Origin of the sequence: Marinobacter psychrophilus (genome assembly GCF_001043175.1) — a bacterium.
In the GTDB taxonomy this organism is placed as follows: Bacteria; Pseudomonadota; Gammaproteobacteria; order Pseudomonadales; family Oleiphilaceae; genus Marinobacter; species Marinobacter psychrophilus.
Map to the genome: position 1 here is coordinate 3,662,418 of NZ_CP011494.1, position 13,524 is coordinate 3,675,941.

Annotated in this window: 9 protein-coding genes; 1 reads left to right on the forward strand and 8 read right to left on the reverse strand. The window is 55.8% G+C overall.

Annotated elements, in window-relative coordinates:
* Positions 1-12 precede the first annotated feature (12 nt).
* Positions 13-654, reverse strand: a complete 642-nt coding sequence (gene crp / locus ABA45_RS16645) for a cAMP-activated global transcriptional regulator CRP (RefSeq protein ID WP_048388026.1) — start codon at positions 652-654, stop codon at positions 13-15.
* Between the two features lie 270 nt (positions 655-924).
* Here crp and ABA45_RS16650 point away from each other — a divergent pair, with 270 nt between their 5' ends.
* Positions 925-1,347 (forward strand): OsmC family protein, encoded by a 423-nt coding sequence (locus ABA45_RS16650; RefSeq protein WP_014872825.1) that lies wholly within the window; start codon positions 925-927, stop codon positions 1,345-1,347.
* 20 nt (positions 1,348-1,367) lie between these two features.
* On the opposite strand, the gene ABA45_RS16655 is transcribed toward ABA45_RS16650, so the two are convergent.
* From ABA45_RS16655 to ABA45_RS19725, 7 genes are read right to left on the reverse strand one after another with little or no spacing between them, the layout of a single operon-like run.
* Positions 1,368-2,234, reverse strand: a complete 867-nt coding sequence (locus ABA45_RS16655) for a phosphoribulokinase (protein WP_048388028.1) — start codon at positions 2,232-2,234, stop codon at positions 1,368-1,370.
* Positions 2,235-2,253: 19 nt separating this feature from the next.
* Positions 2,254-6,036 (reverse strand): DUF1631 family protein, encoded by a 3,783-nt coding sequence (locus tag ABA45_RS16660; protein ID WP_048388030.1) that lies wholly within the window; start codon positions 6,034-6,036, stop codon positions 2,254-2,256.
* An 11-nt stretch (positions 6,037-6,047) separates the two neighbouring features.
* Positions 6,048-7,355 carry an amino-acid N-acetyltransferase gene (argA, locus tag ABA45_RS16665; protein ID WP_048388031.1) on the reverse strand — a complete coding sequence of 436 codons (1,308 nt, stop codon included), beginning with the start codon at positions 7,353-7,355 and terminating at the stop codon, positions 6,048-6,050.
* Positions 7,356-7,380: 25 nt separating this feature from the next.
* Entirely contained in the window at positions 7,381-8,571 is a 1,191-nt protein-coding gene (gene argE, locus ABA45_RS16670; RefSeq protein WP_406564638.1) for an acetylornithine deacetylase, read from the reverse strand.
* Between the two features lie 13 nt (positions 8,572-8,584).
* The gene (locus tag ABA45_RS16675; protein ID WP_048388034.1) at positions 8,585-9,844 is read right to left on the reverse strand and encodes an LSm family protein; all 1,260 of its coding nucleotides are present in this window, start codon (positions 9,842-9,844) and stop codon (positions 8,585-8,587) included.
* Positions 9,845-9,881: 37 nt separating this feature from the next.
* Positions 9,882-10,778, reverse strand: coding sequence for an acetylglutamate kinase (gene argB / locus ABA45_RS16680; RefSeq protein ID WP_048388036.1), 897 nt, complete (start codon positions 10,776-10,778; stop codon positions 9,882-9,884).
* Positions 10,779-10,822: 44 nt separating this feature from the next.
* A complete protein-coding gene (locus tag ABA45_RS19725; RefSeq protein WP_048388038.1) occupies positions 10,823-13,471 on the reverse strand; it encodes a phosphomannomutase/phosphoglucomutase in 2,649 nt (882 codons plus the stop codon).
* Positions 13,472-13,524: the final 53 nt, after the last annotated feature.

Consider the following 13,524-nt stretch of genomic DNA (forward strand, 5'->3'; position numbering starts at 1 on the left):
ACGCGAAACGACTCAGCGAGTACCGTAAACCACCATGGTTTTGCCTTTTACCCGCACCAGGCCCTGCTCTTCCAGAGTTTTCAAGACCCGGCCCACCATTTCGCGGGAGCAGCCCACAATGCGGCCAATCTCTTGCCGGGTAATCTTGATCTGCATACCATCCGGATGGGTCATGGCGTCCGGTTGCTTGCACAAGTCCAGCAGGGTGCGAGCGACCCGACCGGTAACATCCAAAAACGCCAGATCGCCCACTTTGCGGGTGGTCTCACGTAACCGCGATGCCACCTGCTCGCCGATGAAATACAGAACCTTTGGGTCCTGTTGGGCAATCTCACGGAATTTTGTGTAACTGATTTCCGCCACTTCGCACTCGGTTTTGGCTTTCACCCAGGCGCTACGGGAATCCAGGTTATCGAACAGCCCCATCTCGCCAAAGAAGTCGCCAACGTTCAGGTAGGCCATGATCATTTCACGCCCGTTTTCATCTTCAATAATGACCGTTACCGAGCCTTTCACAATGAAAAACAGCGAGTCGCTCTTGTCACCCGCGTAAATGATGGTGCTTTTTGCCGGGAAACGACGGCGATGGCATTGCGACAGAAAATAATCCAAGTGTTTGGTACGATCATCAACAGGCTTCAAAATTGTGGCCATGGCTTGCGCGGCACCTCCGTAGAAACGAACACTGGAATATCCTGCCTTGATCATAACGCTTTTCTAACAGATTTTTCATCCCTAACGCACGCTAGCACCCTCTGAATCGCAACAACCGTTAGCCCGGTCAAGTTCAGGCTGTCGCTTAGCCTTCTGTCAATCATCGCCGATGCTGTCGATTCACCCGCTCTGTGCTAGCATCTTTCGCATTCGTTTCCATTGCCGTCCATGGCGGAATTAATACTCAATAACACCTGCGGAGAGCCTGTGATGAAAGCCACCATCGACTGGACCGGCGAAGTCAGTTTCAAAGCGACCAGCGCCAGCGGCCACAGCGTTCAGCTGGACGGACCGGCAGACCTCGGGGGCCAGAATCGCGGCCCGCGACCCATGGAAATGGTGCTGATGGGGCTGGGAGGATGTTCGTCGTTTGATGTTATGAGCATTCTGAAAAAAAGCCGTCAGGACGTCACTGCCTGCCACACCGAACTGAGCGCGGAACGAGCCGACGCGGTGCCAGCGGTGTTCACAAAAATTCACCTGCACTTCGTGGTCACCGGTAACAATCTTAAAGACAGCCAGGTGGCACGAGCGGTGGCCCTGTCTGCTGAAAAATACTGCTCAGCGACCATCATGCTGGCCAGCGGCGGGGTAGAAATCACCCACAGCCATGAGGTACATCAGGCCAACTAGTTTATCCACTTTGAACAGCTTCAGGCGAAGGTTTTCTGTGCGATCAGCCGTTGCACCATGGGCCGTACAATCAGCTCCATGGCCAGGCTCATTTTTGTACCGGGAATGGCCAAGGTATCGTGGCGCGACAACACGCTGTTGGGAATTACCTGTAACAGATAAGGAAAATCCACCTCGCGGGCGTCGCGGAAGTGAATCACCAGCATGCTTTCGTCTTCGGTCGGTACATCACGCACCACGAACGGGTTCGATGTATCCACCAGAGGCACCCGCTGGAAGTTAATGTGGGTATGGGAAAACTGCGGCACTATGTCATGAACGTAATCGTTCATGCGGTTAAGAATGGTTTCAACCACCGCTTCCTGACTGTAGCCACGATTGTGAGTGTCGCGGTGAATCTTCTGAATCCATTCCAGATTTACAATCGGCACTACGCCAATCAACAGGTCAACGTATTGGGCGATGTTAAAGGCATCGCTGACCACGCCACCGTGTAAGCCTTCGTAAAACAGCAGGCTGGTATTGGGAGACAGGTCTTGCCATGGAGTGAAGCTCCCGGGTTTATTACCCTCTGCAACCAACGCAAAGTCATCATCGTGCACGTACTGGCGGTAGCGCCCGTTACCGGTCAGGCTGTAATCGTAAAACAGAGACTCTAGGCGGTCGATGTGATTGGCACCCAGAGCAAAGTGATTACGAGCACCGAACTGCCCTTTGGCCGCCAGACGTTGCATCTGCTCACGCGTATAACGGTGGAAACTGTCGCCACCCACCATGGCGGCGCTCAGACCCTCACTCTCGAACATGCGGCGAAAAATCCGGCCAGTGGTGCTGGTGCCGGCACCGGATGAGCCGGTAACGGCAATAATAGGATGGCGTTTCGACATAAACTACTGGTTTCCGCGGTTATACCAGGCTGTCAAGCATGCCGGGCTTTCCAATGGCTGTACCCTGAGCGTAATCCACACCTAGCTGAACTAGCAGTGCCAGCAGCTCGCGGGACTCTACCTGGGTTACAATCACCTCGCGCTCTAGATAATGCGCCATTTCCACCATCGAACGTAACATGGTCTGATCGCTCTGGCTGTTGACGAGATTCGCCGTCAGCGCGCTGTCGATTTTCAACATGTCTACCGGCAGCGACCGTAGTGCTTGGAAAGAGTCTGGGCCATTCCCCATATTACCCAAGCAAAAACAGCACCCAAGCTCTTTCATTTCGCGCACAAATCCCGTCAGCGCCACCATATCGCGTACTGCCGAGGCTTCGGTAATCTCAAAACACAAACGCTCAACGGGTGCTTCAGGCTCGTTCAGCTTCTCGTAGATAAACTCCAGCAGCGCTGGGTCATTCAACGAATGCCCGGACAGATTGATGACAATGCCACCAAATTGCTGCAAATCATCTGCTTTGAGTTTCAACCAGTCGAGCATGGTACCCACCACCCAACGATTCAGAGCCTGAATCTGGTCATAGCGCTCAGCCAAACGGATAAAGTCTTTACCGCCAACCAGATTGCCATCGTCATCGTAAACGCCGGTTAAAACATCGTATTGGATCAGCCTGCGGGTTTCGGGATGCAAAGGCATAATTTTCTGGCACCGCAGCGACAGACGCTCCTGTTGTTTGTCTTGCAGGCCGGCCACTTTGGCAACAATTTTTTGTTGCTGAGCCTCATCTGCAGGCGCCGGGCGATATTCCCCAACGGCCTCTCGCTGACTGGCGTTTGCATGCAGTGTTTGCTCGGCGGCTTCCAGCCAGAGCAAGGGGTTCAACAGTGTTTCCAGCTGCGGCACCAAAGCGGCGCCTAACTTCAGACCGAACGGTTTATCTCGCAGCATCGGTTGCAGCGCTGACACCTGCTGGCTTAGCTGGCGGGTCAGGGTCATGGCATCCACTGCTGGCAGCAATAGCGCAAATTGCGCGCCTGACAGGCGCGCAATCGGAGTGTCTTCAGCACAGCACGCAGACAAAATAGCCGCAACCTGCTGCAGCAAGTCGTTGCCCGCTTGCTCGCCGGCACCGTCGTTGAACTTACTGAAGTTTCGCAGGCTCAGCCGCAACAGAGTTCGCGGCGTTTGCCAGCAGGTCAATTGCTGATCCAACTGGCGCTCAAACTCGCGCCGCTCCAATAAACCGGTAAGCTCATCATGGCTAGCGGCGCTGGCCAGCTGGTCATATACTTTGCGCACCATACGGTCCAGACCTTCGTCTACCAGTGGCCGCTGATAGTGTGGGTCGGGCACGATATAGCCCTGGCGCATCTTATCCGCCAGCGTATCCAGTTCCAGCTCTACCACCCGCATGCCCTGATGGTTCACAAACACCAAACGCTGGAAATCACGGGCAATCCACACCAGTCGAATGTAAACCGGTTCGTTAGACGGGTGTTGGTCACACAGCCAGTCACCAGTGTGCAGCGCTTGAACACGCTTGCGCCATCGTTGCCCCTGCTCGGGCAGAGTGCGCAGACGCGACGGTGCTGCGGGCGATTCCGGTATGGCCAGCACCTCCGGCGCCGATTTTGGATCGCGCACCAGAAACCGGCGCAGTTCGTCACGAATCTGGGCAGATGGCAAGTGACTGCTTGAAATAGAGGACAAACCATCCTGAATGGTGCGCAGCAACTCCGGCAGATTAATCTCGCTGTGCGGATCTTTGGTAAACAGCACCAAGGAATCCACTACGCCCAGATAATCTTGCCATAACTCGCTGTTTGGCCCGTGGCGGATCCAGGTTAGCGACAGCAAATCACGCCAACCACCGGCCAGCAGGCTATTGAGCGCTTTTGGCACAATTTTACCCGCCAGCCGAGCCTGCAGAGTGTCTTCTACCGCCTGTTTAGACTCGGCGACTTTTTGTGCGCCCTCAGCAGCAGCCTTAACCCGCTCAACATTGCGCTGATACACTCTTTTCTGACGCTCAATCAGCTCTTCCAGCTCTTCCTCTGCACGCTCAAAGACACCCAGATCATGCTCAAAGCCTGTCACAATAGACTGAATTAACTCTTCCACCCGGCGTTGAATAACCGGGTTGACTCTGCTGCCGCGACTACCAAGCTGGGCCAAACGGTTAAGCACGCCGCGAACCGGGCTTTGCTCGTCCTCAAAAAAGTCCGGGTCACGCATCACCACCTTCAGCACAGGAACTTCCAGTTGGCGCAGGTGGCGACGGGTGGGTTCGTCCAGTTTCGGACTCTCGTGCAGGCTTTCAAAAAAACGGTCAACCACATCCACCGCACCCTGCTGTTCGGTATCAAGTTTGCCCTGACTGTCTACGCGCACCTTGCTGACCACGCGTTCCCACAAGCTGGCGGCACTATCGTTGGTGGGCAAAGCTACAGTCTGCAGCTGCTGCAGCTGCTGCTGCAACTGGGCATTGCTTAAGGGCGAAGCGTTCGCCGGGAACTCATCGTCACGCACCTGGCTTTTCGCAGCGCGACTGCTCGCCAGGGTATTTAGCAGGCTGCGCACCGTGCTAAATGCGTGCCGTGCAAGCCGGGCGTGCTCCTGAAATTGGGCGGACTCCTGGTCAGAACCGGGCTCTAGCACCGGGCGGAATCGGGCCGCCGCTTGTGGCTTTGTCTCGGACTCTACTGCCGGCTCCGTGGTGGGCCCTGCTATGGGCACAGCTTGCCGCTCAATTTGCTCGGCGGGCTTGCTCGCTTCAGATGCTGATTCGCTACGCTGCGTATCAGCCAGGTATTTAGTCAAGTCCAGGTTGGGCAAAACATCTTGGCGAATTAATATGTTATTCAGCTCAACATAAAGCGGTTCTAATTGTTGCAAAACAGAATATTCAAACACACCGAAGGTAACTTTTTCAACCTCGCGCGACATTCGCAGGGGCGCCAGCCCATCCCGAAATGATTCACACACCAATGACGGACCAAGCGGATTGGTATAGCCGGTCGCATTTGCGACTTTCAGACTGTCCAGACGCAACTTCAACTGCAACAACGAGCCTCGGTAAAGCGTGTCCGCCTTGGTTATCATCACCCGCAGGCTGAGCCAGTCTTCAAATTCACCCTTGTCAACCACCGCCAGAGAGCCCGCTGGCCCCGCTTTGGATTCCGGCTTTAGCGGAGACTCCAGACTTTTTGCCATTTGCTGCCATACTTGGCGTTGGCGGCTATTCAACTGACCTGAGGCGTCCATCAGTTCGTTCGCCAGCTGGTTGTTGCCCGCTTCGCGGGCGTGGGCCTGAAGCGCCGCAACGGTTTGATCCAGGCAGTCCTGCATTAAAGGATCAATAAACTGCACCACGGCTTTAGCGCATTGGTGCAGCACAAACTGCACCCGCTCGCTGGGCGCACGCAAATGCGCAGAGCTTGCCACACGTGCGCCACTGCACTGCTTCAGCATGGAACTGACGGCCGCCGCGTTGACCTGTACAAAACACACGCCCATAGCATTCTCAACGCGATGACGCATCTCGACTTGCAACTGATGGCGCTGGCCAGGCACCCCGGAACTGTCCGAACCGCGAAAACGCACCAGCAGACTCTGCCCGCCAGCGTTGCCCAAAGCCGCATCAAGCTTATGGGAAACCGCTTGGGAATAGCGAATAAACAAGCCCTCGGCGCAAAAATCGGCGATTTGACAAGGCCAGTTTTCACCGCGCCCCAAATCCAGTTGGGCCGCAAGTCTTATAGGTTTTCTGGGGCTACTGCGTCGTTCTGTAGATTCCATGAACTGGTTACTCAAAGAGCTTTACAAAAAACTTTGGAGTTGCGCTGGGTGTTGTAAACCGCCAGTCTCGATTCCGGCAGCGACTGTACCGGCATCGCTTTGAAATCGCGTTCTCGAAACCAGTGCTCGGTTTGCGTGGTCAGTACAAACAGGCGCTGAAAACCCTGAGCACGAGCCTGCTGTTCAATCATCGCCAATAATTCGTCGCCGCGTCCTGCGCGGCGATAATTGGGATCTACCGCAAAACAGGACAGTTCGCCAGCGTCATCCTGGCCGTAGGGGTACAGAGCGGCGCACCCAACAATGGTGCCGTCGCGCTCAGCCACCACAAAATGGCCAATTTCGGTTTCCAGCATTTCTGGCGAACGCCGCACCAGAATGCCCTGCTCCTCCAGCGGATAAATCAGATTGGTAATACCGCCCACGTCTTCTACCCGGGCAGCTCGGATCTGCTCGTAAGTGTCGCCACTGACCAGAGTACCGGAACCGTCACGGGTAAACAGCTCCTTTAGCAGCGCTCCGTCGTCCAGATAACTGATGATGTGAGCGCGGCGCACACCCTTAACACAGGCATCGCACGCCGCCTTCAGCAGCTCTGCATCGTGGCCCGTCACTTGGCCAGCACTTAACTGGTCGGCTGCCTGAGCCGCAGATAATTCCCGAACCAGCGTGCCTTCAGCCGCCAATAGGCCCTGGGCATCGATAAACATCATCAGCTTTTCAGCGCGCAAAGCGGCTGCAACCTGGCTTCCAACATCTTCGTAAGATAGATTGAAAATGTCACCGGTGGGGGAGAAACCCATGGGTGGTAATAATACAATCTGGCCTTGGTCGAGCAGCTTTTCGATACCAGAAACATCAACCCGCCGAACCTTGCCGGTATAACCAAAATCGACACCATCTAATACGCCAACCGGTTTAGCGGTCACATAATTGCCGCTGCAGACTCGTATACGGGCATTGTGCATGGGCGAACTGATAAGGCCCATAGACAACTGGCTCTCGATGTATGCCCGCAATCCGCCTATGGCTTCCATCACCAGCGGCAATTGCTGTTCAGTCGTTATCCGCAAGCCGCGGGCAAACGTGGATTCAAGGCCGGCGTCTTGCAGCCGCTGCTGTATCTGGGAGCGGGCACCGAACGCGACTACTAACCGCACGCCCAAGCTGCTCAGCAAAGCAATATCGTGAACGATATTGATGAAATTTTGCTGGCTGATGGCATCGCCCGGCAGGGTCAGTACCAGGGTACGGCCGCGGTGTGCATTGATGTAAGGCGACGAATGGCGAAAGCCGCGCAACCAGCCATTGGCGTTCAATTCAAATCTCCAAGCAAAAGGAATATTACAAACAAAACTGCCTCACAAGCTGACGCAGTATGTTAACGGTCGGTATAACCTGTGATTGCGCCAGAAACTCGTCGGGCTGGTGAGCCTGATCAATAGAGCCGGGGCCCATAACCAGAGTTTCCAAACCCAAGCGCTGCATCCACGGCGCCTCTGTGGCGAAGCCGACCGACCCTGCGGTGTGGCCAGTGAGTTTTTCGCAGGCCGTAACCAGAGCGGCATCCGCTGCTGTTTCAAACGGCGGCACGCCGTCAAATAGTGGTTCAAACTTGAGCTTCAGGCCGCGTTCACTGGCCACGGGCGCTACCTTCTGCAGAATGGCCTGGCGCAGGGCGTCCATATCCATACCGGGTAGCGGGCGTAAGTCAAAATGCAACTCACATCGACCGCATATGCGATTGGGGTTGTCACCACCGTGTATGCAGCCAAGGTTCAAGGTTGGCACCTGGACGTCAAAATTCGGATTGCGATACTGCTGCTGCCACTGGGAGCGCAAGGCCAGCAGCTCGCCCATCGCCTGGTGCATGCCTTCCAGCGCGTTGCGGCCCAGCTCGGGATTAGATGAGTGCCCTGCCTGCCCCTCGAACACCAAGCGTTCCATCATGATGCCTTTGTGCATACGAATCGGGCGCAAGCTGGTGGGCTCTCCAATCACCGCATAGCGAGCCTTCGGCTTACCCGCCTCCGCCAGCGCGCGAGCGCCGTTCATCGAGCTCTCCTCGTCGGCGGTAGCAACAATGATCAGCGGTTGCTGCAATGGCTGACCTACAAACTCCCTGGCTGCATCAATGGCAAGGGCAAAAAACCCTTTCATATCGCAAGTGCCAAGGCCATACCAGCGGTTACCCAGTTCGGTTAGTATAAACGGATCGCTGTGCCAACGTTTTTCGTCAAACGGGACTGTGTCGGTGTGCCCTGCCAGCACCAGGCCGCCGGAACCGCTGCCCAGGGTGGCAATCAGATTGAACTTGCCGGGCATGTTCGGCACCGGCAGAATTTCCACAGCGAAACCCATGGGCCTTAGCCACTGCGCCAGCAAATCAATCACACCACGATTACTGGAATCCCACTTCGCCGAGGAGCTGGAAATCGATGGTGCTGCAATCAACGCAGTCAACATCTCCAGAATAGATGGCGGCATCACTACACCGTTCGCAGCGCTGCTCGGGATTGAGGTTAACTGAGCCATTGCAGGTTTTCCATCAATCATTATCGTTTGAATTCAGCAGGCGGTTACGCCGCCATACCTCGAACCCGGCAACCGCCACACGCTGCATAGGGTAAGCCACTTCGCCGCCGGCCACCAGACGAGCTACCTCAATTTCATCGTCAGTTACGCGCACCAGTCGACCCGCCACACGATTGTTGTTGCGCAGTGTAATCCTGACTTTTTGTCCAAGCCATTGCTCCGCTGCCGCGACAGGCTGCACTAACCAGCCCTCGGCGAATACAGTTTGCGACTGTTGCGCCGTAAACACCGGTTGTTGTGGCGTTGCCGAAGGGCTGCTGTCGCTTAACAGAAACACATCTGGCACGCTCGCATCGTTATAATATACCACCGCACCAAGGCGGCTGGATGCGCTGGTTTCTTCCGTGTAAATGGGCAACCCCAGAGCGGGTTCGGCTAACCTCAGTGTGGTTTGCAATTCACCGCCCTCGAGCAACCATTGGCGGTACAGTGCCAGCAACTGCGAACTGGCTAGCCAGCCTCGTGCCAGCAGCCCCAGACGTAACTGGGCCACCGAACGACCGGCCCATTGTTCGGTTGTAAGGCCAGCCTCGCGAGCGCACCAAGCAGCCACGCGTCGCATAACACCGCCGTCGCGCAGGGTGATGTCCAGCGAACCACGAGCAAGCGCCTCTTTGGGCGCGCGCCAGTCTACCCACGCGGTGGGCCAGTTCAATTCAACACTGCCGAGCTCATCGGTGATCAGTTCAGCGTAAAAGCCCTCTTCATTTTGACGCAACAGCGCCTCGCCGGTCATTTCGCCAATGCCCATGCGCATCAAGTCACCACTACTCAGGCTTTGGCGTGGGTCTCGCGCGCAAGACAGGGCGAAAAGCGCCGCTTTGCCGTCACTGTTCGCGCCTTGAGCCGTTACCCAATTGCGGAACATGGTCGCCTCTAGCGCCAGGCTGAGGCCTTCCAGCTTCAGCGTATACGACTCATCTGCAGCCGGGGCATGCAACAGAGTGACCAATGATACCGGTGAGCGAGCGGTTAACTCTGCAACGGGCACAGTCAGAGGCTGGGTCAGACGAAAGTCTTGCCACTGGCTGTCTTTTAGCAATAGTCGACCGCGCACGCCTGAATGAATTGCGCCGCGTTCGAGCACGCCATAATGGTTCAAGGCCTGCCGCGCCTCATTCATACGCTGATCCGCAAGCCACCAGACGCTGCCCTTGTAACCGGCCCAGGCCAAAACGGTTAAAATCAGCAGCCATAACAACAGGCGTTTCATGCATTCACTCCGTGCACATAGGGTCCGTTTTTACAGATCAGTTCCTGGAGATCAGGGTACCCACACCTTCGTCGGTGAAGATTTCCAGCAGGCAAGCATTGGCCACACGGCCGTCAATAATATGCGACGTGCGCACACCGTTTTCAACCGCACTTAAAGCGCAACGTATTTTCGGCAACATGCCACCGTGGATGGTACCGTCTTCAATCAAGTCGTTGACCTGGCTGGCGGTCAAACCGGTCAGCACTTTGCCATCTTTGTTTTTCAAACCGGAAACGTTGGTCAGAAGAATGAGTTTTTCGGCTTTCATGGCTTCAGCCACTTTGCCCGCCACCAAGTCGGCGTTGATATTGTAAGACTTGCCATCTGGGCCAACGCCGATGGGGGCAATAACCGGAATCACGTTGCCGCGGGTCAGCATGTCAATAACGCTCACGTTCACACTGACCACCTCACCCACACGGCCGATATCGATAATTTCGGCGCGTTCCAGCTCCGGACTGCGATCAACCACCTCCAGTTTTCGAGCGCGGATCAAGTTGGCATCTTTTCCGGTCAAGCCAATGGCCGTTCCGCCCTCAGCGTTGATCAGCGACACAATTTCCTTATTAACCTGGCCGCCAAGCACCATTTCAACCACGTCCATCGTCTGGGCGTCGGTAACCCGCATACCGTTCACAAAGCGTGACTCGATATTTAATCGCGCCAGCAACTCACCAATCTGCGGCCCGCCGCCGTGCACAACAATGGGGTTGATACCCACCAACTTCATCAACACCACATCACGGGCAAAGCTGCTTTTAAGGTCTTCGTTTTCCATGGCGTTGCCGCCGTATTTGATGACTACGGTCTTACCGATAAAGCGCTGTATATACGGCAACCCCTTGCTGAGCACTGACGCTACCTGAACGGCTGTTTCACGATTCAACGACATGCTTTTGCCTTACTGTTATAAAATTCGGATGTCAACACGAAGGTTCAGAATGTGACATTTAGCTCTGGTGCCACTTGCAGAAGCTGCTCACGAAACACCGTTTTTATGCGCGCCAACGCCTCTTCAGATTCTGCTTCAAAACGCAGCACCAGCGCCGGTGTAGTATTAGAAGCCCGGCACAGGCCCCAGCCGTCGCCATACTCCACCCTCACCCCGTCAATTGTGCTGATACTGCCGTCGTCAAATTCACCCTGAGCACTCAGACGCTCAACAATGCCGAATTTAGACGCTTCAGTAACCTCGATATTGAGCTCCGGCGTGCTGATATCCTCAGGGAAATCCTCGAACACTTCGTCGCTTTGGCGGTCTTCAATACCGAGAATCTCCAATAAACGCGCTGCGGCATAAAGGCCGTCATCAAAACCGTACCAGCGTTCGGCAAAAAATATGTGACCGCTCATCTCCCCGGCCAGCAAAGCTCCGGTCTCCCGCATTTTGGCTTTCATCAGCGAATGTCCGGTTTTCCACATGACTGGCCGGCCGCCAGCCTGGGATATCACCCCTGCAAGGCGACGGCTGCACTTCACGTCGTACAACACGTCGGCACCGGGGTTGCGTGACACCACATCCCGGGCAAACAGCATCAACAGGCGGTCGGGCCAGATAATGCGGCCGCGGTTGGTCACCACGCCGATGCGGTCACCATCGCCGTCAAAGGCAATACCCAAATCAGCGCTTTTCTGTTCAACCTTGGAAATCAGGTCTTGCAAATTCTCGGGTTTGCCCGGATCCGGGTGGTGGTTTGGGAAGTCGCCGTCAACATCGCAATACAGCGGGATAACGTCACAGCCCAGCTCGTCAATCAGCATAGTGCCCAACTCGCCGGCAATGCCATTACCAGCGTCTACCACCACTTTCAGTGGCGCGGCAACGGCGATGTCGCTAACAATCGCATCCAGATAAGCACGCCTTACGTCTTCCGACGACTGGCTGCCGGAACCCTGAGCCAGGTTCCCGTCAAGAATGCGCCGATGCAGGGCTTTAATAGCATCGCCAGACAGGGTTTCACCACCGAGCATGATTTTGAGGCCATTGTAGTTGGACGGGTTATGACTCCCGGTAACCATGACACCGGAGCCCGTATCAAGCTGGTGGGTAGCGAAATACAACACCGGGGTGGGCACCGCGCCAACGTGTATAACATCGCACCCGCTGGCCATCAGCCCCCGAGCAACCGCATCTGCCAACCCAGGGCTGGAATGGCGACCGTCGTAACCCACGCAAAGCGCGCTGACGCCCCGTGCCAGAGCCTCTGAACCAATCGCCTGACCGATCAGTTCAACACCGGCTTCGGTCAAGGTTTCGTCAACAATGCCGCGGATGTCGTAAGCACGAAAAATATCCGCTGACAGCGCCGGCGTTTGGCCCAGCTCTTCTACCTCAGGCAGGGCTCCGGCGCCAAACAACGGTTCGGCAGACACAGAACCAAAACCCAGAACGTCTTCGTCGCCCTCAAGCATATCGACATCGGGCAGGTCTTTATCTTTGAACAATGGCCCAGCCTCTGCAGTAGGGCGTTTTTTACCCGCAGCTGCCTGAACTGCGCCCTCACCGGCCTTGCTGACACGTCTTTCCACAACCTGAGACAATCGGTAAAGCACCTCGGCGAGCGACGCAACTGAGTCCCATTGCAAAGCCGGTAACTTGCTGCGCTCACCGGAGTAAGCCTTATGAGCCCATTCGATAACTAGGGTGGAGTCCCGGCGTAACGAGCGCTGCGCGCGGTTGAGCAATACCCAAACCGCGATGGCTGCGGCCAGCAGCGGAAGCCCCATCAGCAGCGCGGCCAACAGAGTTTTCACCGGTATTTGCGCTTGCCCTGCAGGCGTGTACGCAATGCTCCAATCCGGATTCTTCAGGGTTACAACGCGAGGCTCGCCGCTACCGCTGCCCTGACTTAACAAAATGCTGACCGTTCCCGACACCGACTGACGCAGCGCAAGGGCGCCGTTATTCTGGCCATCTGCCAACAGAGGCTGCAGGCTGATGGCGTCAAACACCATCAACAAAGTTCCGGCTACGGGATTGTCGCCCGACATTTTTACCGGCGCAGCCATATGAATGAACCAGCGGTTGTCGCGGGGGAAAGCATCCGGGAAAAGTGGCCTTCTGGTTTCAGCCTTACGCGCCAACTCCAGACCGGCGAAGCCCAGCAGCGGGTCGTTAGTGACCGAACGCGGGATGGCACGATGTGGAAATAAATAAACCGCGGCTAAACCGGGCAAACTGTCTTTTAACTGCTTCGCAGCCTGCAACAGATCGCCGCCACTGCTGACGGTATCGACAAGGCTGGGCTGCGTTGCCAGACCTTCCACGCTCTGCTGTAACAGCGACAGGTAGCCGTTAATCCGGCTTGCGGCGTTATTAGCCGTCGTTTGGGCGGTTACCTCGAACTGTTGCTCACTGGCCGGCTGCAAAATCAGTAAAAAAACCAGAACCAAAGTCAGGGCAGTGGCAACGACAACAATCAATGCCTGGCTCAAAGCGACAACGCTCAGTGTTCGCATGCGGTTCGCCGAACCTGCGTCCTGATCGGATTTGGCAGACCTTTTTATTGCCCGCATTAAGGGCTTGGCACCCTCAGAATGGTCTGAAGCCTGACTTTCCGGGGTCTTCTTTTTGCCCAGCTTCATGGATTGCTCCTGCGTTTGTCATTGTTCAGGCTCACACTCACTTGCGGGCCTGA